The following is a 24,474-nucleotide window of genomic DNA, read 5'->3' on the forward strand; positions in this document are numbered from 1 at the left end:
GATGTCCTTTCCTCTTCTGACAGCGACGGCGGTGCTCCCGGCCCTCGGGGCGATCGCCACGGCCGCCGTACCGGCCGCGAAGCGCACCGTCGCCAAATGGCTGGCGCTGGTCGTCTCGCTGGCCACGCTCGTGCTCGCCCTGACCGTCCTGGTCCGCTTCGACCCGGGCGGCGACCGCTACCAACTCACCGAGTCCCACGCCTGGATCGCGGACTTCGGAGTGCGCTACGAACTGGGCGTGGACGGCATCGCGGTGGCGCTCATCGCGCTCACCGCCCTGCTGATCCCGTTCATCCTCCTCGCCGGCTGGCACGACGCCGACCCCGTGGAGACGGGCGCCGCGTCTCTCAGCAGCTTCGCTGCGGGGCGGTGGCGGCCGACCCAGGGTTACTTCGCCCTGGTCCTGGCCGTCGAGGCGATGGTGATCATCTCCTTCGAGGCCACCGACGTCTTCCTCTTCTACATCTTCTTCGAAGCCATGCTCATCCCGATGTACTTCCTCATCGGCGGCTTCGGGGACCGTGCCCACGAGCACGGCGAGAAGACGGCGTCCACACAACGCTCGTACGCCGCCGTGAAGTTCCTCCTCTACAACCTGGTCGGCGGCCTGATCATGCTGGCCGCGGTCATCGGGCTGTACGTGGTCGCCGGGAACTTCTCCCTCCAGGAGATCACTGAGGCCCGCGCCAACGGCACGCTGGAGATGGCGACCACCACCGAACGCTGGCTGTTCCTCGGATTCTTCTTCGCCTTCGCGGTGAAGGCCCCGCTGTGGCCGCTGCACACCTGGCTGCCCAACGCCATGCAGGAGTCCACCGCGCCGGTCGCCGTCCTCATCACGGCGGTCGTCGACAAGGTCGGCACCTTCGCCATGCTCCGCTTCTGCCTCGGACTGTTCCCCGAGGCCAGCAAGTGGGCGACGCCCGCCGTCCTCGTCCTCGCCCTCATCAGCATCATCTACGGGGCACTGCTCGCCGTCGGCCAGCGTGACATCAAGCGACTGGTGGCGTACGCGTCGATCTCGCACTTCGGGTTCATCATCCTCGGCATCTTCGCGATGACCAGCCAGGGCCAGTCGGGCGCAACGCTCTACATGGTCAACCACGGGATCTCGACGGCCGCCCTGATGCTGGTGGCGGGCTTCCTGATCTCCCGGCGCGGCTCACGGCTCATCGCCGACTACGGGGGCGTGCAGAAGGTCGCGCCGGTACTCGCCGGCACGTTCCTCATCGGGGGTCTCGCGACCCTGTCACTGCCCGGCCTCGCCCCGTTCGTCAGTGAGTTCCTGGTCCTGGTCGGCACCTTCGCGCGCTACCCGGTGATCGGGATCATCGCCACCGTCGGCATCGTCCTCGCCGCGCTCTACACCCTCGTCCTCTACCAGCGGACGATGACGGGCCCGGTGAAGGCCGAGGTCGAAGGGATGCCCGACCTGAAGGTCCGGGAGCTCGTGGTGGTCGCCCCGCTGGTCGCCCTGCTGATCTTCCTGGGCGTCTTCCCGAAGCCGCTCACCGACATCGTCAACCCGGCGGTCGAGCACACCATGTCCGACGTCCAGAAGAAGGACCCCCAGCCCGAGGTGGAGGCGGCCAAGTGAGCGCATCAGCCGTCCACAGCCTGTGGACAAACGCGGCCGACCCGATCACCAAGATCGACGCGCCGAAGATCGAATACGGGCAACTGTCGCCCACTCTGATCGTCATCGGAGCGGCGATCATCGGGGTCCTGGTCGAGGCCTTCGTACCACGCAAGGCCCGGTACTACGCCCAGGTGTTCGTCTCCGTCGTCGCCCTCGCGGCCGCCTTCGCCGCGGTCGTCGCCCTCGCGGCGGGCGGATACGGCACCACCAAGGCCGGCATCGCGGCGATGGGAGCCATCGCCGTGGACGGACCGGCCCTCTTCCTCCAAGGCACCATCCTGCTGGCCGGCATCCTCGGCGTCTTCACCTTCGCCGAACGACGCCTCGATCCGGCAGCACACGGCAACAGGGTCGACTCCTTCGCCGCACAGGCCGCCTCCGTGCCCGGCAGCGACAGCGAGAAGGCGGCCCTGAAGGCCGGGTTCGCCACCACCGAGGTCTTCCCGCTGCTGCTCTTCGCGATCGGCGGCATGCTGATCTTCCCGGCGGCCAACGACCTGCTGACCCTGTTCATCGCCCTGGAAGTCTTCTCCCTCCCGCTCTACCTGCTGTGCGCCGTGGCCCGCCGCAAGCGGCTCATGTCCCAGGAGGCCGCGGTCAAGTACTTCCTCCTCGGCGCCTTCGCCTCCGCCTTCACCCTCTTCGGCATCGCCCTGCTGTACGGCTACGCGGGCTCGGTGAAGTACGCGACGATCGCCCAGGTCGTCGACGGCACCGTCGGAGAGCTCAACCCCGCCCTCGCCGGCACCATGGGCAACGACGCGCTGCTGCTCATCGGCGCGGCGATGGTCGTCATGGGCCTGCTGTTCAAGGTCGGCGCGGTGCCGTTCCACATGTGGACGCCCGACGTGTACCAGGGCGCGCCCACACCCGTCACCGGGTTCATGGCGGCGGCGACCAAGGTGGCCGCCTTCGGGGCGCTGCTCAGGCTGCTGTACGTCGTCCTGCCCGGTCTGCGCTGGGACTGGCGGCCGGTCATGTGGGCCGTCGCCATCGTCACCATGCTGGGCGGCGCGATCGTCGCCATCACCCAGACCGACATCAAGCGACTGCTCGCCTACTCGTCCATCGCCCACGCCGGCTTCATCCTCGCCGGTGTCATCGCGGCCTCACCCGACGGCGTCTCCTCGGTGCTCTTCTACCTGGGCGCCTACTCGTTCGTCACGATCGGCGCGTTCGCCGTGGTGACGCTCGTGCGGGACGCGGGCGGCGAGGCGACCCACCTGTCCAAGTGGGCAGGGCTCGGCCGCAGGTCACCCCTGGTCGCGGCCGTGTTCGCGGTCTTCCTGCTGGCCTTCGCGGGCATTCCGCTGACCTCCGGGTTCGCCGGGAAGTTCGCCGTGTTCAAGGCAGCGGCGGAGGGCGGCGCCGGCGCGATCGTCGTGGTCGGTGTGATCTCCTCGGCGATCGCCGCGTTCTTCTACATCCGTGTCATCGTGCTCATGTTCTTCAGCGAGCCGAGGCCCGAAGGGCCGACCGTCGCCGTGCCGTCCCCGCTGACCATGACCGCGATCGCCGTGGGTGTGGCCGTCACACTGGTGCTCGGTGTCGCACCGCAGTACTTCCTGGACCTGGCGGGACAGGCGGGAGTGTTCGTGCGGTAGTGCTCCGCTCGGTCGTTCGCATGCGGCGGGACCCGGCCCCGGAGGGCCGGGTCCCGCTGTCCGTACCGGGCAGGCCAGACAGGCCCCCTACGGGTGGAGCCTGTGGATAACTCCGAGGCTGTCGGTGCGGGCGCCTATCGTGGCAAGGGCTGGAGGAACGCGGGCGACACAGGACGTAAGGGCGCGGGGGGACGAACCATGATCGGGACGGGCGGGACGAGCGTGACGACGGACGAGGGCAGGACGGCCGGGCCGGGAGCGGACGAATCTTCTGAACCGGGGAGCGCCGTAGGCATGGGGCGCGCAACGGAGAGCGAGGCGCTGGCCGTGCTCCACCGGGTCTTCGGGTACGACGCCTTCCGGGGCGAGCAGGAAGCGGTCATCGAGCATGTCGTCGCGGGCGGCGACGCCGTCGTGCTCATGCCGACCGGCGGCGGAAAGTCCCTCTGCTACCAGATCCCGTCCCTGGTCAGGCCCGGCACGGGCATCGTGGTCTCCCCGCTGATCGCGCTCATGCAGGACCAGGTGGACGCGCTGCGGGCGCTGGGCGTGCGAGCCGGGTTCATCAACTCCACACAGGACTTCGACGAGCGACGCGTCGTCGAGGCGGAGTACGTCGCCGGGGAGCTGGACCTGCTCTACCTCGCGCCGGAGCGGCTGCGGCTCGACACCACGCTGGACCTGCTCTCCCGCGGCAAGATCTCCGTCTTCGCCATCGACGAGGCGCACTGCGTCTCGCAGTGGGGCCACGACTTCCGGCCCGACTACCTGGCCCTGTCCCTGCTCGGCGAGCGCTGGCCGGATGTGCCGCGCATCGCGCTCACGGCCACCGCCACCCGTGCCACCCACCGGGAGATCACCGAACGGCTGGCCATGCCCGGGGCCCGGCACTTCGAGGCCAGCTTCGACCGGCCCAACATCCAGTACCGGATCGTGCCCAAGGCCGATCCGAAGAAGCAACTGCTGTCCTTCCTGCGCCAGGAACACCCCGGCGACGCGGGCATCGTCTACTGCCTCTCCCGTAACTCCGTCGAGCGGACGGCCGAGTTCCTGAGCAAGAACGGCGTGGAGGCGGTGCCCTACCACGCGGGCCTCGACGCGGGCACCCGCGCCGCCCACCAGTCGCGGTTCCTGCGCGAGGAAGGCCTCGTGGTCGTCGCCACGATCGCCTTCGGCATGGGCATCGACAAACCCGACGTACGGTTCGTCGCGCACCTCGACCTGCCGAAGTCCGTCGAGGGCTACTACCAGGAGACCGGCCGCGCCGGCCGTGACGGTCTGCCCTCCACGGCATGGATGGCGTACGGCCTGAACGACGTCATACAACAGCGGAAGATGATCCAGAGCGGCGAGGGCGACGAGGCGTTCCGCCGCAGGGCCGCCGCCCACCTGGACGCGATGCTGGCGCTCTGCGAGACCGCCCGGTGCCGGCGCGGCCAGCTCCTCCAGTACTTCGGCCAGGAACCTCAGGCCGACGGCTGCGGCAACTGCGACACCTGCCTGCTGCCGCCGGAGACCTGGGACGGGACCGTCGCCGCGCAGAAGGTCCTCTCCACGGTGGTGCGGCTCCAGCGGGAGCGTGGACAGAAGTTCGGCGCCGTGCAGATCGTCGACATCCTGCTGGGGCGTCGGACCGCCAAGGTCATCCAGTTCGACCACGACCAGCTCTCCGTCTTCGGCATCGGAGAGGAACTGGCCGAGGGCGAATGGCGGGGCGTCGTCCGACAGTTGCTCGCCCAGGGTCTCCTCGCGGTCGAGGGCGAGTACGGCACGCTCGTGCTCACCGAGGAGAGCGGGGCGGTGCTGCGGCGTGAGCGGGAGGTGCCGCTGCGCAAGGAGCCCAAGAAGCCGGTGACCACGCGGTCCGCATCCGGGTCGGCCGGGTCCGCCGGGTCCGGCTCCTCCGGCGCCGGCCGGGGCGACCGCAAGGCCAAGGCGGCCGCCGTCGAGCTGTCGGACGAACTGGTCCCCGTCTTCGAGGCGCTGCGCGCCTGGCGCGCCGAACAGGCCCGTGAACAGGGCGTTCCCGCGTACGTCATCTTCCACGACGCCACCCTCCGCGAGATCGCGGCCATGGGCCCGACCTCGGTCACCGAACTCGGCACCATCAGCGGAATCGGCGAGAAGAAGCTGGCGACGTACGGGGAGGGGGTGCTGGGTGTGCTGGCCGCACTGGGTGGCACCGACGAGGCGGCTTCGGCCGGGGGAGCGGCTTCGGGAGCGGCTGCGGTGAACGGGAGCATGTCCGCCCCCGCTTCCGCGGGAGGCACGGGACAGGACTTCGACTGGCCCGACGTGGAACCGGAGCCCGAGCACGATGACTGGGCCTAGGACTGCGAGCGGACGGAACACCACGATCGAGGATGGTTCGGTGGAACTCATACGCCTTGCCGACGATGAGAACAGCGTCGTGGTTCGCCTGGTGGGACCGGCTGCCGAGGGCCCGCCGCAGGACGGCTTTCTCGACGTCGAGATCGTGGTGACCAGCGATTTCGCGAACGGCCACCTCACGGAGGTGTATCTGCTGCCTGAGGACCTGGAGGACTGGGCACAAGCGCTGGATTCGCTCGCCGAGGGCCGACCGGTCGTGTGGATGGATGACGGGCGCAATCCGGAGTTCCGGATCACACCGGTAGGCCCGTACCACTCCCAGGACGGCGTCCTCAACGCCGTCGAGGTCACGGTGCGCGACCCGGTCGTGTCCCTTACCTCGGTCCGTGTCCTGGTGCGGTTGCCGGACGACTGGGTCGACTCCCAACGCCTCCGACTCGCCCAGGTCCGCGAGACTCGGCCCTTCCCGCCGGGCTGACCCTCTCCTCCTCCCTCCTCGTCGGTGGGTGCTGTGGCCGTCTCGGCCGCGTCGAATCCATCAGGTGTGTCGGGCGCCGCGGGGGGGCGCCTCCAGGATCGGGCACCAGGCGACGGGCGGACGCACCGGTACGCCCCCGATCCGGCTTCGTGGAGGTGGCCCAGGCATCCGGTCTCCGCCGTCACCCGCCCGTCAGTCCCGAGCCGTCACCTGGCCCTTCAGTCCCGAGCCACCACCTGGCCCCTCAGTCCCGAGCCACCACTCGGCCCGTGACCTCCCCCAGGCCCACTTTTGTTCCGCCCGGTCCGGGGGCCCAGGCCGTGAGGGTCACCTCGTCGTCGTCTTCCAGGAAGGCGCGCTTGCCGGTGGGGAGGTCGAGGGGGTCGCGGCCGTTCCAGGTGAGTTCGAGGAGGGAGCCGCGTTGGCTGGGGGAAGGCCCGCTGACCGTGCCGGAGCCGTAGAGGTCGCCGGTGCGGAGGGAGGCCCCGTTGACGGTCATGTGGGCCAGTTGCTGCGCGGCGGTCCAGTACATCGTGGCGAATGGCGGCTCGGAGACCACCTGCCCGTTGACCGCGACGCTGAGGTGGAGGTCGTAGCCGCCGGGGTCGACCTCGGGGCCTGAGTCGTCGAGGTAGGGGAGCAGGGGGTGGGTGCGGTCCGGCGGTGCCACCCTGGCCTCGTCCAGGGCGTCCAGCGGAGTGATCCACGCCGAGACCGACGTGGCGAACGACTTGCCGAGGAAGGGGCCGAGGGGGACGTACTCCCAGGCCTGGAGGTCGCGTGCGGACCAGTCGTTGAGGAGGCAGACCCCGAACACATGGTCGCGGAAGTCCCCGAGCCCCACCGGGCGCCCCCGCTCCGAGGGCACCCCCACCACGAAGCCGACCTCCGCTTCGATGTCCAGGCGCACGGACGGCCCGAAGACGGGAGCGGGGTCGGCCGGGCCCTTGCGCTGGCCGGAGGGCCGTACCACCTCCGTGCCGGAGACGACAACGGTGCCGGATCGGCCGTGGTAACCGATGGGCAGATGCTTCCAGTTGGGGGTCAACGGGTCCGGAGAGTCGGGACGGAAGATCTTCCCCACGTTCCGGGCGTGGTTCTCGGAGGCGTAGAAGTCGACGTAGTCCGCGACCTCGAAGGGCAGGTGGAGGGTCACGGAGGACAGCGTGTGGAAGTGCGGGGCGATCGTCTCCCGGTGGGAGGGGACCGTCAGCCAGGCCGTCAGCGCCCGCCGCAGGTCCGACCAGGCCGTACGGCCCGCCGCCAGCAGGGGGTTGAGGGTGGGGTGGGCGAGGAGTGCGGCGTACGGGGAGCCGAGGGCTCGGGCGGCCGCGGCGGCGTCCAGGACGTGGTCGCCGAGGCGGACACCGACCGTGCGGGCGTTGTCGGGCCCGGCGGGGGAGAAGACGCCGTAGGGGAGGTTGTGCGGACCGAACGGGTGGCCCTCGGGGACATCGAAGGGGTGGCCCTCGGGGACATCGAAGGGTTCGCCTTCGGGGACATCGAAGGGGGGCATCGGGTGGTGCCTCGCTCTCGTGCGTTCCGTCGTTCCACTGGTCGCGGCACACGTTACGGGGCGGTGACGAGATCGGGGAGTGCCTAAAGAGTTCGTAATGTCCTGATAGGAGAGGGTCGGAAGGGTTGGTTCCGGCTTAGCGTCCTCTGGGGGACGCGGACGGGGTGGGTCCGGGTCCGGTAGGGGGGACACGTGGGGGGACCCGTGGCCAGGGGTGCTCGGGGTGCGCCGGTACAGGCGGACCGAGGCGTTCCGGGGCTTGTCGTGAAGCTCGGCGACTATCCGCTGCACCACGGCGGCGTCGGAGCCATCCGCAGTCTGGGACGGCTCGGCGTGCCGATGTACGCGATCACGGAGGACCGGTACACACCGGCCGCCGTCTCGCGCTATCTGCGGCGGGCGTTCGTATGGCCCACCAGCGGGACGGAGGAGCCCGAGTGGTTGGTGGAGGGTCTGCTGCGCATCGGGCGGCGGATCGGGCGGCCCGCCGTTCTCATCCCCACCGACGAGGAAGCCGCGGTGCTCATCGCCGAGAACCAGGAGCAGTTGGCGACCCGGTTCCTCTTTCCCCGCGTGGAAGGGAAGCTGCCTCGCCGGCTCGCCAGCAAGCAGGGCCTTCATGAGTTGTGCGTGGAGCACGGGATCCCCAGCCCCGTCAGCTCGTTCCCGCAGTCGTACGACGATATCGAGCGGTTCGCCGAGCGGGCACGGTTCCCGGTGGTGGCCAAGAACCGGGAGGCGTTCGTACGGCGCCGGCAGCCCGCGGTCAACGGGACCACGCGGATCGCGGACCGGGAAGGGCTGCTGCGGCTGGCCAGGGGGTGGGGCGAACGACCCGGCGTGATCCTTCAGGAGTACCTGCCCCGCGAGGACGCCGAGGACTGGATCGTGCACGCGTACTTCGACGCGGACTCGACCCCGCTCGCCATGTTCACCGGCGTGAAGGTGCGGTCATGGCCGCCGCACGCGGGGATGACGGCCAACGCCTATGTCGTCGACAACCCCGAACTCGCGGACATCGCCGCACGGTTCATCAAACAGATCGGGTTCACCGGCGTCATCGACCTCGATCTGCGCTTCGACCGACGTGACGGGCGGTACAAGCTGCTCGACTTCAACCCGCGGATGGGCGCGCAGTTCCGCCTCTTCGAGAACGAGGCCGGTATCGACGTCGTGCGCGCCATGCATCTCGACCTCACCGGGCGTCCGGTACCGGAAGGGGAGCAGCTCGCCGGACGGCGGTACATCGTGGAGAACATCGATCTGCCGGCCCTGCTCGCCTACCGGCGCAGCGGGTACACCACGCCGCACGCGCCGGCGCGCGCGAGCGGTACGGAGCTGGCGTGGCTCGCGGGTGACGACCCGCTGCCGTTCCTCACGATGCTCGCGCGCTTCGTTCGACCGGGCGCGAAGCACCTCTACCAGCGGTGGCGGGCCAACCGCCTCGGCAACGCCCATGAGCAATGACTGGGACGACCAGAACGAACGGGGGCGAAACACCCCCGGGGCGACGAGGAACGACTAAGCACGACTAGGAACGACACGAAGTAGGCACATCGGTCCTGGGGAGGGACTTCGTGATTCAACCGGTAGCAGTCATCGGTGCCGGGCCGTTCGGCCTGTCCACCGCCGCCCATCTGCGGGCGCATGGCATTCCGGTCCGTGTCTTCGGTGAACCCATGGTGAGTTGGCGGGACAGCATGCCCGCCGGAATGCTCCTGAAGTCGACCCCGGTGGCCTCGAACATCGACGCCCCGCAACGCGGCCACACCCTGGCCGACTACTGCGACACCGTCGGCATCCGGCGGCTCGTCACGGACGAGGACATCATCCCCGTCGAGACGTTCATCTCCTACGGGGAGTGGTTCCAGCAGCGGCTCGTGCCCGAACTCGAACGGGTACGGGTGGTCTCCGTGGACCGGAGCAAGGGCGGCGGCTTCGAACTGAAGCTGGACTCGGGTGAGTTGTTCGCGGCGCGGGCCGTCGTCGTGGCGAGCGGGCTGTTCGGACTGGCGCATCTGCCGCACGAACTGGGGGGTGCGGCCGCCGACGGCCCCACCCCCACGGGGCCCGTCTCACACAGCTCCCAGCACCATGACCTCAGCCGGTTCAAGGACAGGGAACTGGTCGTGGTGGGCGCGGGGCAGTCCGCCCTGGAGACGGCGGTGCTGGCGGCCGAGGCCGGCGCGCGGGTGCGTCTGGTGGCGCGCGGCCGGGGCGCGGTGGCCTTCGGCGCGCCCCCGTGGCAGCAGCCACGGCTGCGCCCGGAGTCGCCGTTCGGGCGGGCCTGGTCGCTGTACGCGCTCAGCTACTACCCGCACCCCTACCGGTACCTCCCCGCCGCCACCCGGCACTATCTGGTCCGGCGGGTGCTGGGGCCGCTCGGCGCGTGGTGGCTGCGGGAGCGGTTCGAGGAGCGGGTCGAGGTGCGCGAGGTGGAGCGGGTCGTGCGGGCCGGGGTCATCGACGGACGGCCCCGGCTGGTGCTGCGCGGGTACGACGGCCGTACGGAGGAGCTGGCGGGCGACCACGTCATCGCGGCGACCGGGTACCGGGTTGACCTGGGGGCGATGGGGTTCCTGGGGCATGAACTCCGTACGGAGCTGGGGACGAGCCGGGGGACGCCGGTCCTCGGGGCCGGGTTCCGGTCGTCGATACCCGGGCTGTACTTCACCGGGTTGCCGGCGGCGGGGTCCTACGGGCCGGTGATGCGGTTCGTGTGCGGGACCGAGTTCGCGTCGCCTCGGCTGGCTCGGCATCTGGCTTCGGCGCACGGGTGAGACCGGGGCGTCGGGGCGCCGGGGGCTCGGTCGCGAAGCCCCCGCGACCCTTCCGGGCCCTCGGCGCCTTCCGGGCCTTCGCCCCCTTCGAGGTCGGCCCTGAGGCCTTGCCGGGCGGAGGGGCCGGGTCGGCTGTCAACAGACCGCTGAACTTTCATTCTGTGAAGGCGAGTTGACGTACGGCCCACTGGGGCGTCGGGATGCCGGACGTCGTCCGGTTCGCGTCGAACCGATGGGGCGCCGCATCCGTATTCTCTGATCATGGCCGCTCCCACCGCATATTCACTCATCGCCACTGACCTGGACGGAACGCTCCTGCGCAGTGACGACACGCTCTCCGACCGGTCCCTCGCCGCGCTGGCGCGGGCCACGGAGGCCGGTGCTCAGCACCTTGTGGTGACGGGACGGCCGGCGCCGAGAGTACGACCGCTGCTGGAGGACCTCGGCGGCAGGGGGCTCGCGGTGTGCGGACAGGGCGCGCAGTTGTACGACCACGGCGCGGACCGGCTGCTCTGGTCCGTCACCCTGGACAGGGAACTCGCCGAGACCGCGCTCGGCAAGATCGAGGCCGAGGTCGGACAGGTGTACGCGGCCGTCGACCAGGACGGGGTCGACGGCCTCACCCTGATCGAGCCCGGCTACCTGATGCCGCACCCCACGCTGCCCGCCGTACGCGTGCCGCGCCGGGACGACCTGTGGTGCGAGCCGATCAGCAAGGTGCTGCTGCGCCACCCGTATCTGTCGGACGACGACTTGGCCTCGGCGGCGCGTACGGCGGTGGGTTCGCTGGCGACGGTCACCATGTCGGGGCCCGGCACCGTCGAACTCCAGCCATGCGGCATCACCAAGGCGACGGGCCTCGCCCTGGCCGCCGAACACCTCGGGCTGACCCCGGACGAGACCATCGCCTTCGGTGACATGCCCAACGACATCCCGATGTTCGACTGGGCCGCCCGCGGGGTCGCCATGGCCAACGCCCACCCCGAACTGAAGGCCGTCGCCGACGAGGTGACCCTCTCCAACGAGGACGACGGGATCGCGGTGGTGCTGGACCGGCTGTTCCGTTGAACGCGGCGTTCCCCTGGGCCCGCCGGCCCAGGGGAACGAGGAGGGGAGCCCGAGGGCTCGGTGGCCTCAGTAAGGACCGAACACGTTGTCGATCGAGCCGTACCGGTCGGCGGCGTAGTTGCACGCCGCCGTGATGTTCGCGACCGGGTCGTAGGGGTCGTACGGGGTGCCGGAGACGTGGTACGCGGCGAAGGTCGGGTCGATGACCTGGAGGAGGCCCTTCGACGGGGTGCCAGCGGCGGCGTTGGAGTCCCAGTTGTTGATGGCCTGCGGGTTGCCCGACGACTCACGCATGATGTTGCGGTAGATCCCGTCGTACGTCCCGGGAATTCCCTTTTGCTCCATGATGTCCAGCGACTCGCGGATCCAGCCGTCGAGGTTGTTCGGGTACGTCTTCACCGTCACCTGTATGGGCGTGGAGGCCTTGGACGTCGTCGAGGACTTGGCGGCCGTGGACGACTTCGTCGACTTCACCTTCAGCTTCAGGCCGGGGCGGATCAGGCCGGGGTCGTCGCCGACCGCGGCGCGGTTGTCCTTGTAGAGCCGCTGCCAGCCGCCGCTCGTACCGTGCTTGCGGGCGATCGACGAGAGCGTGTCACCGGAGACCACGGTGTGCGTCACGGACTTGGCCGCGGCGGCCGGCGCCGACTGCGGGGCGGACTGGGGGGCGGTGGCGGCCTGGGTCGGGGCCGCGGCGTTCGCGGTCGTGGCGACCGTGAGCGGGAGGGCGAGTGCGGCCCCTCCCGTTCCGGCGGCGATGACGCCACGGGTCAGCGCGTTGTTTCTGGGACGACGGTGTTTGCCTCGTGCGGGCATGGCGGATTCCTCTCCGTCGCCTGCGAGGTGAGCTGTCGGGTTCGGGCTGGAGATGCCCGGCCGTGCGCGTCGTCCGGCGGCCGCCTGTGCGTGCGGCGTCCGCCGGGCTACCCGTGCGGCTTCACCCCGAGCCGGTCCGATGGGGAAAGACGGACCGGCGGCTTGCCTGGGTCCCCCGCTCCTGCCGTGCGTGGATGAGTGGTGATGGGTGGGGAGTCCGGGCGGCGGCAGGATTCGGCGGTCCGTCCGGACGGGGTGTGAACGTATGCGAGAGCACACGATCGGAACAAGTCCTGGTTTGGCGGTTTGGTCCAGTTGACCTTGAGTTTGCTGTGATTCGACCCCGGTTGGGGGTGTGAATTTTCGGCTCAACTTGCCTACCGCAAAGGAGAAGCGGTCGGAGTGGGGTAAGAGTGTGACGCAGGGGGCGGGTGACCCAACTCACGGGAGGAGTGGGGCGAAGTGCGGATTAAGTGGCAAATCGGGCAACTTGGACCGGGTGGCGAGCGTCGTGGGCACGGCTCGGTCGACCGCGGGGAGCGAGGCGTCTGTGGAGCGCGGGCGGGCACCCGGGGCCTCGCGCGCCGGCGCCGTACGCGCGTCGGTGGATATCGGCGCGTACCAGTTGATCAAGAATAGGGAGCGTGCGGTCCCATACCACCCGGGGCGAAGCCGTGGGCGCTCGTGGTGATCGAAAGGTGACCGGATACGCTGACTCGGGTGATGGCAGCGACAGATCGACAAACTTTGTCATCGACCGTGAGACCGACCTAGACCGACCGTGTGACCGTCAGCAGACGTCAGCAGACAGGAGAACCCTCGTGACCGTCGTCGAGCCGTTTGGGCTGAGCGCGCGGGACCAGGCTCTCGAAGCCGATGTCCAGGCCGGAATGGTGGCCGTCGAGGAGGGTCTGCTCGAGGCCACCAAGAGCGAGGTCCCCTTCATCCAGGAGGCTGCCCAGCACCTGCTGCGGGCGGGCGGCAAGCGGTTCCGGCCCCTGCTGGTGATGCTCGCGGCGCAGTTCGGCGACCCGTACGCGCCGGGTGTCGTGCCCTCGGCGGTGGTGGTCGAGCTGACCCATCTGGCCACGCTGTACCACGACGACGTGATGGACGAGGCCGAGGTGCGCCGGGGCGTGCCGAGCGCGAACGCCCGCTGGGACAATTCGCTGGCCGTCCTCACCGGTGACTTCCTCTTCGCCCGCGCCTCGCACGTCCTCGCCGACCTCGGCCCCGACGCCGTCCGCATCCAGGCCGAGGCCTTCGAGCGGCTGGTCACCGGACAGATCCTGGAGACCGCCGGACCGCGCGACGGACGCGACCCGATCGAGCACTACCTCGACGTCCTCGGAGGCAAGACCGGATCGCTGGTCGCGGTCGCCGGGCGGCTCGGCGCGCTGATGGCGGGGGCCGACGAGACCGTGGTCGACGTGCTGACCCAGTACGGTGAGCGGCTCGGTGTCGCCTTCCAGCTCGCCGACGACGTCCTCGACATCGCCTCCGACTCGCACGAGTCCGGCAAGACGCCGGGCACGGATCTGCGCGAGGGCGTGCCGACCATGCCGGTGCTGCGGCTGCGCGAGCGGGCGGGGCGGCTGGGGCTGCCGGACGACATCGCCCTCTGCGAGCTGCTGGACTCCGACCTCACCGACGACGCCCGCCACGCCGAGGCGCTGGCCCGGCTCCGCGTCCACCCCGCGCTGGAGCAGGCCCGCCGCGACACGATCCGCTACGCGGAGGAGGCGCGGGCGGTACTGGCGCCGCTGCCGGAGTGCGACGCGAAGGCGGCGCTGGTGGAGCTGTGCGACGCGGTGGTCCACCGGGCGGGTTAGGCACCCGGCGTCGGGGTGGCCCTCGCCTGGGGGCTGCGCCGTAAGCCCCCTCTGCAAGCTCGCTCTGTGAGCCCGCCTTGCAAGCCTCCTCTGCAAGCTCGCTCTGTGAGCCCGCCTTGCAAGCCTCCTCTGCAAGCTCGCTCTGTGAGCCCGCCTTGCAAGCCTCCTCTGCAAGCCCGCTTTGTGAGCCCTGACTGCGTCACGACCCCTACGGGTTCGGGGAGGTGTCGCCTCGCCATGTCATCCCGTAGCAGTACACGGAGTTGAGTCCGGAGTCTGACGATTCCCGTCGGCCGATTTGGTCAGATGGGTATCACCACTCCTCACCGATTCGGGTGAGAATGGCGGCTCCGAGCAGACGCCGCCGCCGACGACGGAGGTAAGGCACACATGGCACCGTACGAAACCGACGACAGCGCCCGGACCGGCGACGCCGCCGCGCTCGCGGCCGAGGCCGAGGAGATGCGCTCGGCACGGCGACGCAAGGCCGCACGGTACGTCGTCCCGGTCACCGTGCTGGGCGTGGCGGCGGCGACCATCGGGCTCGTCCCGGCCTTCGCCGGCTCCGGTGACCCCGATCTGCCGAAGATCAGCGCGCAGGAACTCATCGAGAAGATCGCCGCTTCGGACGTTCAGCAGGTGTCCGGCACGGTGAAGATCACCACAGACCTGGGCCTGCCCGACCTGGGTGGCCTGGCGGACAGCCTGGTCTCGCAGGCGCCGTCCGGCGGCGACGGCGGTTCCACCGCCGACCCCTCCGCCAAGCTCCTCGAACTCGCCACCGGCACCCACACGTTGCGGGTCGCCACCGACGGCCCCGAGAAGCAGAAGCTGTCGCTGCTGGACGACGCGGCCGAGTACAGCGTCATCCACAACGGCGACGACCTGTGGGCGTACGACAGCGCCTCGAACGAGGTGTACCACGCGACCGACGCCGGCCCGCAGGGTGAGGACAAGGGCGGTGAGGGCAAGGGCGGCGAGGGCAAGGGCGGTGAGGACAAGGGCGGTGGCGCCCGCGAGGACGCGCCCGGCGGCGTCGAGGACGTTCCCGCCACGCCGCAGAAGCTCGCCGAGGAGGCCCTGAAGGCCGTCGACGACACCACGTCCGTGGCCGTGGACGGGACCGCGCAGGTCGCCGGGCGGGACGCGTACAAGCTGGTGATCAAGCCGAAGCAGTCCGGTTCGACGGTCGGGGCGATCTCGATCGCCGTCGACGCGAAGACGGGGCTGCCGCTGAAGTTCACGCTCACCCCGGCCAGCGGCGGCGCGGCCGTCGTGGACGCGGGATTCACGAAGGTCGACTTCGGCAAGCCGAGCGCGTCGACGTTCGACTTCACCCCGCCGAAGGGCGCGAAGGTCACCGAGGCCGACCAGGTCGAGGGGTCGGGCGACCACGAGTCCGGGTCCGGTGAGTCCAGGTTCGAGGAGTCCGGCAAGGGGCTCAAGGGACCCAAGGGACCCAAGGGCGCCGAGGGCTCGGAGGAGGAGTTCGCCAGCGGGCTCGACGGGCTGAAGACCATCGGCAAGGGCTGGAGCACCATCGCCGAGTTCGACAGCGGCTCCGAGGGCGGCATGCCCACCGGCGGCTCCGACTCGACCGGCGACGCCCGGGTCGACGGCTTCCTGAACTCCCTCGGCGACCAGGTCAAGGGCGACTTCGGATCCGGTACGGTCTTCAAGACCCGGCTGATCAACGTCCTCTTCACCGAGGACGGCAAGGTGTACGCGGGTGCCGTCACCAAGGACGCGCTGGTGAAGGCGGCCAACGAGGCGAAGTAGCAGCACCTGGCCTGCGGGCCGGGAGGGCGACCACGCCGTCCCGGCCCGCCGGTCGTATCCGAGGAGAGCCATGACGGACGAAGCGGCCATTCACACCCGGGGGCTGACCAAGACCTTCCGCGGCGGCCAGGTGGCCGTGGACCACTTGGAGCTCACGGTTCCCAGTGGCAGCGTCTTCGGCTTCCTCGGCCCGAACGGCTCGGGCAAGACCACCACCATCCGCATGCTGATGGGCCTGATCGAGCCGACTTCGGGCACCGCCCGGGTTCTCGGCCGGCCCATGCCGCGCTCCACCCGGACCGTGCTCCCGCAGGTGGGCGCGCTCATCGAGGGACCCGCCCTGTACGGGTTCCTCTCCGGCCGCGACAACCTGCTCCGCTATGACTCAGCCGACCCGGCCGCCGACCCGCGCACCCGGCGTACGAGGGTCGCGGCCGCGCTCGACCGGGTGGGGCTCACGGCTGCCGCGGGCAAGAAGGCGAAGGCGTACTCGCTGGGCATGAAACAGCGGCTGGGGCTCGCGGCGGCCCTCCTCCAACCCCGCCGACTCCTCGTCCTCGACGAGCCCACCAACGGGCTCGACCCGCAGGGCATGCGCGAGATCCGGACGCTGGTGAGGGAGCTGGCCTCGGACGGCACCACCGTCTTCCTCTCCTCCCACCTGCTCGACGAGATCGAGCAGGTCTGCACGCATGCCGCCGTCATGGCCCGGGGACGGCTCATCACCCAGGGCCCGGTGGGCGAACTGGCCGCCGGAGCGCGCGGCCGCCTTGTCGTCACCACACCCGACACGGCGGACGCGGCCCGGGTGCTGAAGGAGCAGGGGGTGGGGGACGTGGTCGTGGCGGACGGGGACGGCAGGGTCACGGCGGAACCGCCGCCGCCCGACCGCGATCTCGCCGAACTGAACGCCGCACTGGTCACCGCGGGCGTCCGCGTCCGCGGCTTCGGCCTCGAACGGGCCTCGCTGGAGGACGCGTTCGTGGCGCTGACGGGAGAGGGTTTCGATGTCGCGGGTTGACGACGGGTCCCGGGCGGAGGCGGCCGGGGCGGAGGCTTCCGGGGCGGAGGCGGTGCCCGGGGCCTCGGCAGGGGCCGCGCCCGGAGGCGCCACGTCGGCCGCCCGTACGCCCAGCCTCCTCTGGACGTTCGGGCTGTTCCGCAACGAGCTGCTGACCACGTTCCGCCGGTGGCGGACACTCGCGCTGCTGGCCGTGCTCGCGGCGGTGCCGATCCTGGTCGGGATCGCGGTGAGGATCGAGACGGGCGACGGATCGTCGATGGGCGGCGGACCCGACGGTGGCGGCGGAGGCGGTGGCGGCGGGCCCGCGTTCATCGCCCAGATCACCAACAACGGGCTGTTCCTGGTGTTCACGGCCCTGGCCGCGACGCTTCCCTTCTTCCTGCCGATGGCCGTCGGTGTGATCGCCGGAGACGCCATCGCGGGCGAGGCGAACGCGGGCACCCTGCGCTATCTGCTGGTCTCCCCCGCCGGCCGGACCCGGCTGCTGCTCACCAAGTACGCGACCACCATGACCTTCTGTCTGGTCGCCACACTCGTCGTGGCGGCCTCCGCGCTGGCCGTGGGAGCTCTGCTGTTCCCTCTGGGCGACCTGACGACGATCTCCGGTACACGCATCAGCTTCGCCGAGGGGCTGCTGCGGGCGCTGCTGATCGCGCTGGCGGTGGCCGCGTCACTGATCGGGATCGCGGCCCTGGGCCTCTTCATCTCGACCCTCACCAACAGCGGCATCGCCGCGATGGCGACGACGGTCGGGCTCCTCATCACCGTCCAGATCCTGGACCAGATCCCCCAGCTCGACGCCCTCCACCCGTACTTCTTCTCCCACTACTGGCTCTCCTTCGCCGACCTGATGCGCGAACCGATCTACTGGGAGGACCTCCAGAAGAACCTGGGCCTCCAGGCCGTGTACGCGGCGGTGTTCGGCTCGGCGGCGTGGGCGAGGTTCACGGCGAAGGACATCACCGCCTGACGCGACTCACGCGGCGGTGTCCTCCGTGTCGTGAGGGAAGCGTGCGTACGGCGGTTCCTCGGCGAAGAACGTTTTCGCCCTGACCAGGGCTGCCGTGTCGCGGAGTACGTCGCCGGGCTTGCTGCCGTTGCCGATGAGGACCCCGCCGAAGCGCATGCCCAGGTACGCGGCGGAGTTGTTGAGCGTGCCGATGAGGGGCTCGGTGACCTCCTCTTCGTAGTGGGCCTGCGCGGTGACGCCCCAGAGAGTGTGGCCCGCCATCGTCTTCTTGAAGTCGAGACCGGGGGTGCGCAGCCAGCCCGACCAGTGGTCGAGGTAGCGCTTGACGTGGGCGGAGACGGAATACCAGTACAACGGCGACACGATCACGATGTCCGTGGCCGCGAGCGTGGCATCCAGCAGCAACGCCCTGTTGTCCCCTTCCGGTCGTACATGGTCACTGTCGTGACGCAGATCCTCGAAGTCCGGCACCGGATGCCGAGCCAGATCGATCCACACCTGCTCGACATCGTCCGGCAAGTGCTCCGCGGCCGCGCGGGCCAACAGCTCGGTGTTGCCGTCCGGCCGACTGCTACCGAGAACGAACAGGAAACGTCGGGTCATGGGTCCCCCTGGGTATGTGCCGTCCGTGCACGCGACGCACGGGTGTGCGGCGCACGACCGATTACATGCGTAGACAATATGTGTATGTATTGAAATTCCAGAGGGGTCTTCGCGGACGACGCCGCGCCTGCGGTGATCTCCCTCAGCCCTCGGCAGCCGCGGGCTCGACCTTCGTGTCACTCCGTGGTCGAGGTAAGGGCACGTCCGCGGACTCCGCAGCAGCAGATGGGTCCGCGCGGTCCGCCGGTTCCACCCGCTCCCCAGGCTCCGTCGGGGCGCAGGCTCGGTGGGGTCTGCCGGTTCCACGGCTTCCGTGGACTCCGCCAACTCCGTGGGCTCCGTCCAAGCGGTGGGCGCCGACGACTCGATGGGCTCTGTCGGCGGACCGGACTTCCTGGCCTGCGCGGGGTCAGGTACCTCCGTGCTCTCCACACGGGCAGGTGCCTCCGTGGCCTCCGTAGCGTCAGGTACCTCTGGTTGAGGCCGGCGCGTCGGTCGACCCCTGGGCTTCCGTGGGTATCGGAGCTCGCAACGGCTCCTCGGCGTCCGCTGTCTGCGGCGCCTCCGTCGGATCCGGGCGTGCGCTCAGTCCGGGGCCCTCTGCCTGTTCGGCTCCTTCGACAGTGCCTACCGATGGATCACCCTGGCCCAGGGGTATGACAGTCAGTCACCGACCCGACACGGGTGCTCCGTTGCCGTGTCCAACAGCAGGGCCATGACACCGACCAGAGTGGCGCTGCTGACGATCTCCCGGCGGGTGATCAGCGCGGGCACGTCGCTCAGGGGGATCCATTTCAGGTGGTCGGACTCGTTCCGTTCCGTGGGCTCGCCGATGCGTCGTGCGTCGTCCGTGCGGAAGAGGAAGTGCTGGGTGTCCGTGATGCCGGCCGCAGGCTGCGCGTAGAGCAGTTCCCGGAGCGACCCCGGCCGCCACCCCGTCTCCTCCTCCAGCTCCCGTGCCGCCGCCTCCTCCGGCCGCTCCCCGTCCTCGACCAGGCCCATGGGCAGCTCCCAGGCCCAGGTGTCCGTGACGAAGCGGTGGCGCCACATCATCAGGACCCGGTGCCGGTCGTCGACCGCCGCCGTGACGGCCAGGTCCCGCAGCCGGACTACGTGGTAGTCGCCGCGCGTGCCGTCGGGTTGCTCGACGTCCAGCGAGCGCAGCCGTACCCAGGGGGTGTCGTGGATCGTGCGTTCGCCGTGAACGGTCCATCTCATGCGGGGGTCTCCTGCTCTGGGTCGGGATAGGGGTGCGCCCGGGCGACTTCGGCGGCGCGTGCCACGCGGAGCAGCAGGTTCTCCCCGCCGTGCCGGGCCACTAGTTGGAGGCCGACCGGGCAGCCGTCGGGGTCGAAGCCGGCCGGGATGCTCATGGCCGGGTGACCACTGAGGTTGAACGCCCAGGTGAGAGCCGTCGAGTAGCGGTCACCGGGGCCGTCGTGGCCGTGAGGGGCGTTGGGGGTGGTGGGGGTCAGGATCAGGTCGGCATACTGGAAGAGAGAACCCAGCCGCCGGTCATTCGTGACGCGAACGCGCTGGGCCGCCGCAAGGTCGTCGGCCGTGGAGTCCGGTGATCTGAGAGCGAGCCAGGCGGTCCCGGGGTCGTCAAGACGCAGCGGAAAGGGCAGCAGCCGTACGACGCCCTCGTCCACCAGCCGCAGGGTGGCGCCGTACGCGACGGCGAGGAGGTCGGGATCGACGTCGGTGAAGCCGAGGTCGGGTGACCAGACTGCGGTGAGGGGTTCTCCTGCGGACATGTGGGCTTCGTCCCCGGCCACCACCCGCCAGTAGGCCTCTGCGTCCGTCGCGTCCCGGGCCAGCACGCCGGGCGCCACCAGCCCGGAACGACGATGCATGGCAGGCAGACGCCCGTTCGTCGCCTTGAGCCCGACGACCCCGCACCAAGCCGCCGGTATCCGCACCGACCCCGCGCCATCACTGCCGGTCGCCAGCGGCACCAGGCCGGCCGCCACGGCTGCCGCGGAGCCGGCCGAGGAACCCCCTGGCGTACGGTCGGCCCGCCACGGATTGACAGTGCGGCCGAACCGTCCAAGTCCCCACGTCTGCCAGGCGGTTCCGCTCCCGGGCACGGCTGTGGCGCCCACGGGCACACACCCGGCGGCGATCAGCGCCCCCGCCCCGCGCAGCCCGTACCGGCCCTTCACGCCGATCGGCACGCCGGCCAGAGGCAGCGACTCGCCGGCGCCGACCCGAACGTCCACCTCGGCGGCCCGTCGCAGCGCCTCTGTCTCCCACACCTCGGCGAAGGCACACAGGACGGGGTCGGTCCGTTCTATGCGTTCCAACGCTGCCGCTACCTCGTCGACGGCTGTCGTCTCGCGGGCTCGGACGGCTGCGGCGGTTTCCGCGGCGGTGCGGGTTGTCTCCTTCACCGGACGTCACCGGAATCCTCAGCGGCCGGGCGCGCCCGGACCGTTCCCCGGCTGCGGAGGGCGCGGGATGCGCGGAGGCTGGGCGGGGGTGCCGGTTCCGGGCGCCGGCCTAGAGGCGGGACCCGGGGTGGACGACCTGCGGATGGACTGGAGGCGGGCCGAGCCGGCGATTGGATTGACGGACTGCGTCCCGGTGGACGGACCCTGAGATGTCTGCTCCGCACGGTGCTTGGCCAGGTTGGCTCCCTGAAGGGCGGAGGCCATGAACCCGGCGGCCACGTTTCCGCTCTCCGCCGGTGCCGTCTTGCGGTCGATGACGGCCAGTCTGGCCATGTCTTCCCGGCTGAAGACGTTGCCGGGCAGCATGCGGGAGGCCGCACCGGTCACGTCGACGGTGTGCCGACGGTCTTCGGCCTGGAAATGGAGCCGGTAGCCGAGGTACTGCTCGTTCTTGTCGAAGAGCAGTTCGCCCCTGATCTGGCCGCCCTGTTGCCGTGCCCACTGGTCCAGGGTGTCCGCAGCCTGCGGCAGCCGAGCCACCCGGCCGAGGCAGGCGACGTACGCGTCACCCTCGACGTGAAGGGCCTTGAGCCGGACCTCACCCTCAGGGGTGCGGACCGTCTCGACGGCGCCCAGCCGTTGGTTGGCCACGGTGACCAGGCGTCCGTTGCCGCCGAGTTCGGCGTCGTACTGTCGGCGCATCGCCAGGTACTGGGAGTCGTTGTGGAGGACCCAGGGCGCGGCGGTTCCCACCATGGTCACCCGGGCGTTGGGATTACCCTCCAGGATGATCTCCGTGTTGGCGATGGCACCGCCGCCGATACCGGCGATCACCCAGTTGTTGGCGACAGTCGGGTCGTAGTTCCCGTCGCCCACCTCGTCACCCAGCAGGACCCGGCCTGGCGCGGCGGCACTGGCCTGCTCCCACTTGGCGGTCGCTTCCAGAGTCGTCCGGGCACCGACGACCCTGGGGTCGGACGCGGTCTCCAGGGCGTTCGCCACCCGTGGGTCGGTCAGCGCCTCCAGCGACGCGGCCGCGCGGCCTTCTCCGGCCGGCAGCGAGGCAAGCCGGTCACGAGCCTCCAGCGCCTCGGGAGTGCCCAACTCGGTGAGGTGGCTGCTCAGCACCTCGGTGGCCTCCGCCACGGTCGGTACCTGCCGGTCGACTCCCGGAACGACCTCGGGCGGGACCCCAGTGGCCACGAGCGGTGTGCCCACCACCTCCACCCGCACTGGGGGTGACCCGTCCATGGGCGTGATATCGGCGAGCAGGCGGTCTCCCTCGCCCAAGGACAAGGTCGCCCGCCCGTCGACGAGCGGGCCCCGTGCGGCCGCCGTGTCCTCCCAGAGTTGCAGGGCGGACAGTGAGACACGGTCCTTCGGGTCGCCGAACTGGTACGGATTCCAGCCCACTTCCCTGAGATGGCGCACCTGGTCCGCGGACTGGACGATGCCCTTGATGGGATCCACGTGCCACCGGCCGCGCGAGTCGACGAGCAGCACGTCGGGGTCGCGGCCCGCGAGCGAGGCTCCGCCGCCGATCATGATCTGGCGTTGCGGATACCGCCCGTCGGGCAGCGTGGCTGCTTCCGCGCGGAGCTGGTCCAGCGTCTCCTGGCCGACTGAGGTGCGCTGCCGAGCGGCTTCGTCCCGCGCGGCACTGAGTTCCTCACGGGTGAGGGGCGTGCCGTCGGGACGCAGGCCCGGGAGTGAGAAGGAGGGGGACGTGCCCAGCGGGGGCTGAGTCGTGCGGGCTTGGGCAGCGCGTGCCCGGTGGTCCAGGACGACCTGGGCGTCGGCCGTGCCGAGCTGTTCGACGGGCCGCCCGAGTTCACGCACGCCACGGGCTGCTTCCGTCGTCAGATGCGGACGTACCGTGTCGGCGCGGATCTTGGCGGCGTACTGCTCGACCGCGCGGGACGCGGTGTCCTCGGCGGGTGAGACGGGGCGCAGACCCGTGTGGTCGATCAGCTGGGACAGTTCTCCGCGAGCCTCCGCACGCTGGTCCGGGGACAGAGCACCGCTGTTCATGCGGGCCGCGAGGTAGTTCAGCTCACCGATCCGGCCCAGATCCTCGTCGGAGAGTTCACGCCGTGCGGGCAGTGTCGCGCCCCGGGCCAGCAGGTCCTGGGCAGCCGGTGCCTGGGCACGGGCGGCGCGCTCTCGAACGGAGAGGAGTTCGTTGACCTCGTGGCTCAGGGCCCGGCCGATCTGGTCGGGCGCGATACGGTCCGAGATCTGGACGACATGGTTGTCGGACGCGGTGTTGACGAAGGTCCGGGCCACAGTCCGCTCGGGCAGGGACGTGGTCTCCAGCCGGATGGTCAGCGACTTGCCGCGCTCGTCACCGAGGGCGAAGAAGCGGCGGTCTCCTTCTTCTGTGAGCCCGTGCGAGCGCAGTCGGTTGGCGTACAGGCCCTGGATCACCACGGGTAGTGTGGCCTCGGCATCGGCAAGGACGCGTTCCGGAGCACGCGTGCCGCTGTCGGCCTGGAAGCTGGTGCCCAGAACATCGGTGGCTGTGATGACGACCTCTTCAGGACGCCTTGAATCGTTGTCCTGGTTCATCGACGTCTCCCCCTCCGACGATGTGAGTCCGTAGGATCATGTCATGTTGATCGCTCGTTCGATGCAGGAAGCGCACCTCTACATGGACCTCCACGCCTGTGACTGCGGCGCGGAGGAGTTCGCGAGGGAACACCGCCTGGAGGACCGGGACGGAGTACTGGTCGCGGTGTACGAGGGCGTATGTCCCCAGTGCGGTCGTACGCGGTCGTTCGAGTTCAACATGTCCGATGAACTGCCGCCCGCCCCCCCTGCGTTCGGCGGAGACGAGCCGTCGCGCATCATCGACCCGGGCGAGTTCATGTGGGCCGGCGATCGGGCGTCGACCGATTCCGGGCTTCGCCTGTTGAACACGCCGCTCGCGGAGCACCGGGAGATCCGACCGCAGACGGCGTACGCGATCGCCGCCTTCGAGGAGGTCGCCAAGTTCCTCTCGGAAGGCGATGACCGTATCCCGGAGGACCGGTTCACATCGCGGCGCGGACGGGAAATGTACGCGAAGGACCCGGAGCGGTTCACGCGCGAGGAAATCGTCGCCGCGCTGGAGTTGAAGCGGTCCATTCTCGCCGATATCGACCGCTTCAGCCCGCCGCAGGGCTGACGTCCTGCAGCCGAGCCATGACGCCGACCAGCGTGGCACTGCTGACGATGTCCCGCCGGCCGTATTCGATCAGCCGCATGGGCAGTGCTCCCACGCCCAGGTCTTTGTGACGAACGGCGGTGCGACATAAGGCATTCCGCCGTACCGAGATCAGCAGACCCGCCCCGTTCTCCCGCAGGGTGAACAGCGCCGCGTCCTTCAATACCGCAGCCGGAAGCAGAGTCTCCTCGGCCGACACCTCGGCGTGCCGTCGCTCACCTTCAGCTTGATCACGGGTCGACGCCGCTCTCGGCGTCGGTCTCGCCGTAAGCGAAGCCGTCGTCCGTGAGAGCGCGGATCTTGATGCTCCGCCGGGTGTCGTCGCCCTCAAGGCAGAGCCCGGTGCCCGACTTGACGTCGAAGACGACGGAATTGAGGTCGCAGTGGGGCAACGGATGAACCGGAGGAGTCCATCGCGTAGAGGTCGATCTGCACC

The 24,474-nt window shown here is 70.1% G+C and carries 20 protein-coding genes and 1 riboswitch; of the genes, 12 read left to right on the forward strand and 8 right to left on the reverse strand.

The annotated features are described in order from the left end of the window. Window position 1 precedes the first annotated feature (1 nt). The 4 genes from ACFY9I_RS13180 (at window position 2) to ACFY9I_RS13195 (ending at window position 6,052) form a co-directional block, all read left to right on the forward strand. Window positions 2–1,597: an NADH-quinone oxidoreductase subunit M gene (locus tag ACFY9I_RS13180; RefSeq protein WP_391000699.1), complete on the forward strand. Its 1,596-nt coding sequence runs from the start codon at window positions 2–4 to the stop codon at window positions 1,595–1,597. Next, entirely contained in the window at window positions 1,594–3,243 is a 1,650-nt protein-coding gene (gene nuoN / locus ACFY9I_RS13185) for an NADH-quinone oxidoreductase subunit NuoN (protein WP_391000702.1), read from the forward strand. The genes ACFY9I_RS13180 and nuoN overlap by 4 nt, the downstream gene beginning before the upstream one ends. 294 nt (window positions 3,244–3,537) lie before the next feature. After that, window positions 3,538–5,574: a DNA helicase RecQ gene (gene recQ, locus ACFY9I_RS13190; RefSeq protein WP_391000704.1), complete on the forward strand. Its 2,037-nt coding sequence runs from the start codon at window positions 3,538–3,540 to the stop codon at window positions 5,572–5,574. A 40-nt stretch (window positions 5,575–5,614) separates the two neighbouring features. Beyond that, window positions 5,615–6,052 (forward strand): DUF5959 family protein, encoded by a 438-nt coding sequence (locus ACFY9I_RS13195; RefSeq protein WP_391000707.1) that lies wholly within the window; start codon window positions 5,615–5,617, stop codon window positions 6,050–6,052. Between the two features lie 244 nt (window positions 6,053–6,296). Here the strand turns inward: ACFY9I_RS13195 and fahA are convergent, their stop codons facing one another. Next, window positions 6,297–7,568, reverse strand: a complete 1,272-nt coding sequence (gene fahA, locus ACFY9I_RS13200) for a fumarylacetoacetase (protein WP_391000710.1) — start codon at window positions 7,566–7,568, stop codon at window positions 6,297–6,299. Between the two features lie 192 nt (window positions 7,569–7,760). Here fahA and ACFY9I_RS13205 point away from each other — a divergent pair, with 192 nt between their 5' ends. The 3 genes from ACFY9I_RS13205 (at window position 7,761) to ACFY9I_RS13215 (ending at window position 11,416) form a co-directional block, all read left to right on the forward strand. Next, window positions 7,761–9,035, forward strand: coding sequence for an ATP-grasp domain-containing protein (locus ACFY9I_RS13205; protein ID WP_391000713.1), 1,275 nt, complete (start codon window positions 7,761–7,763; stop codon window positions 9,033–9,035). A gap of 110 nt (window positions 9,036–9,145) precedes the next feature. Next, entirely contained in the window at window positions 9,146–10,348 is a 1,203-nt protein-coding gene (locus tag ACFY9I_RS13210) for an NAD(P)-binding domain-containing protein (protein ID WP_391000716.1), read from the forward strand. A gap of 261 nt (window positions 10,349–10,609) precedes the next feature. Further along, window positions 10,610–11,416, forward strand: coding sequence for a Cof-type HAD-IIB family hydrolase (locus ACFY9I_RS13215; RefSeq protein WP_391000719.1), 807 nt, complete (start codon window positions 10,610–10,612; stop codon window positions 11,414–11,416). 66 nt (window positions 11,417–11,482) lie between these two features. On the opposite strand, the gene ACFY9I_RS13220 is transcribed toward ACFY9I_RS13215, so the two are convergent. Continuing rightward, the gene (locus ACFY9I_RS13220; RefSeq protein ID WP_391000721.1) at window positions 11,483–12,232 is read right to left on the reverse strand and encodes a transglycosylase SLT domain-containing protein; all 750 of its coding nucleotides are present in this window, start codon (window positions 12,230–12,232) and stop codon (window positions 11,483–11,485) included. Window positions 12,233–12,236: 4 nt separating this feature from the next. Beyond that, window positions 12,237–12,439: riboswitch (cyclic di-AMP (ydaO/yuaA leader) on the reverse strand. 614 nt (window positions 12,440–13,053) lie between these two features. Between ACFY9I_RS13220 and ACFY9I_RS13225 the strand changes: the two genes are divergently transcribed. From ACFY9I_RS13225 to ACFY9I_RS13240, 4 genes are all read left to right on the forward strand, one after another. After that, window positions 13,054–14,064 (forward strand): polyprenyl synthetase family protein, encoded by a 1,011-nt coding sequence (locus ACFY9I_RS13225; protein WP_391000723.1) that lies wholly within the window; start codon window positions 13,054–13,056, stop codon window positions 14,062–14,064. A gap of 390 nt (window positions 14,065–14,454) precedes the next feature. Further along, a complete protein-coding gene (locus ACFY9I_RS13230) occupies window positions 14,455–15,843 on the forward strand; it encodes an outer membrane lipoprotein carrier protein LolA (protein WP_391000726.1) in 1,389 nt (462 codons plus the stop codon). Window positions 15,844–15,913: 70 nt separating this feature from the next. Continuing rightward, window positions 15,914–16,864, forward strand: a complete 951-nt coding sequence (locus tag ACFY9I_RS13235; protein WP_391000729.1) for an ATP-binding cassette domain-containing protein — start codon at window positions 15,914–15,916, stop codon at window positions 16,862–16,864. After that, window positions 16,851–17,837 (forward strand): ABC transporter permease subunit, encoded by a 987-nt coding sequence (locus ACFY9I_RS13240; protein WP_391000732.1) that lies wholly within the window; start codon window positions 16,851–16,853, stop codon window positions 17,835–17,837. The genes ACFY9I_RS13235 and ACFY9I_RS13240 overlap by 14 nt, the downstream gene beginning before the upstream one ends. Window positions 17,838–17,843: 6 nt before the next feature. Here ACFY9I_RS13240 and ACFY9I_RS13245 read toward each other — a convergent pair whose 3' ends face one another. The 4 genes from ACFY9I_RS13245 to ACFY9I_RS13260 all read right to left on the reverse strand — a co-directional run bounded on the left by ACFY9I_RS13245 (window position 17,844) and on the right by ACFY9I_RS13260 (window position 23,401). Next, window positions 17,844–18,440, reverse strand: a complete 597-nt coding sequence (locus tag ACFY9I_RS13245) for an NAD(P)H-dependent oxidoreductase (RefSeq protein WP_391000735.1) — start codon at window positions 18,438–18,440, stop codon at window positions 17,844–17,846. A gap of 663 nt (window positions 18,441–19,103) precedes the next feature. Continuing rightward, complete coding sequence (locus ACFY9I_RS13250; RefSeq protein ID WP_391000737.1) at window positions 19,104–19,658, reverse strand: NUDIX domain-containing protein; 555 nt, start codon at window positions 19,656–19,658, stop codon at window positions 19,104–19,106. Beyond that, on the reverse strand, window positions 19,655–20,833 hold the full coding sequence (locus ACFY9I_RS13255; protein WP_391000739.1) for an amidase family protein: 1,179 nt from the start codon (window positions 20,831–20,833) through the stop codon (window positions 19,655–19,657). Before ACFY9I_RS13255 ends, ACFY9I_RS13250 begins: the two co-directional genes overlap by 4 nt. A gap of 18 nt (window positions 20,834–20,851) precedes the next feature. After that, complete coding sequence (locus ACFY9I_RS13260; RefSeq protein ID WP_391000746.1) at window positions 20,852–23,401, reverse strand: hypothetical protein; 2,550 nt, start codon at window positions 23,399–23,401, stop codon at window positions 20,852–20,854. A gap of 220 nt (window positions 23,402–23,621) precedes the next feature. Between ACFY9I_RS13260 and ACFY9I_RS13265 the strand changes: the two genes are divergently transcribed. Beyond that, window positions 23,622–23,999 (forward strand): hypothetical protein, encoded by a 378-nt coding sequence (locus ACFY9I_RS13265; RefSeq protein ID WP_391000747.1) that lies wholly within the window; start codon window positions 23,622–23,624, stop codon window positions 23,997–23,999. On the opposite strand, the gene ACFY9I_RS13270 is transcribed toward ACFY9I_RS13265, so the two are convergent. Together ACFY9I_RS13270 and ACFY9I_RS13275 are read right to left on the reverse strand one after the other, a co-directional pair. Further along, a complete protein-coding gene (locus ACFY9I_RS13270) occupies window positions 23,980–24,237 on the reverse strand; it encodes a hypothetical protein (RefSeq protein ID WP_391000749.1) in 258 nt (85 codons plus the stop codon). The genes ACFY9I_RS13265 and ACFY9I_RS13270 overlap by 20 nt on opposite strands. A gap of 31 nt (window positions 24,238–24,268) precedes the next feature. Then, the gene (locus ACFY9I_RS13275; RefSeq protein WP_391000751.1) at window positions 24,269–24,430 is read right to left on the reverse strand and encodes a hypothetical protein; all 162 of its coding nucleotides are present in this window, start codon (window positions 24,428–24,430) and stop codon (window positions 24,269–24,271) included. Between the last annotated feature and the right edge of the window lie 44 nt (window positions 24,431–24,474).

It is taken from the genome of Streptomyces sp. NPDC012510, assembly GCF_042955065.1.
Taxonomy (GTDB): domain Bacteria; phylum Actinomycetota; class Actinomycetes; order Streptomycetales; family Streptomycetaceae; genus Streptomyces.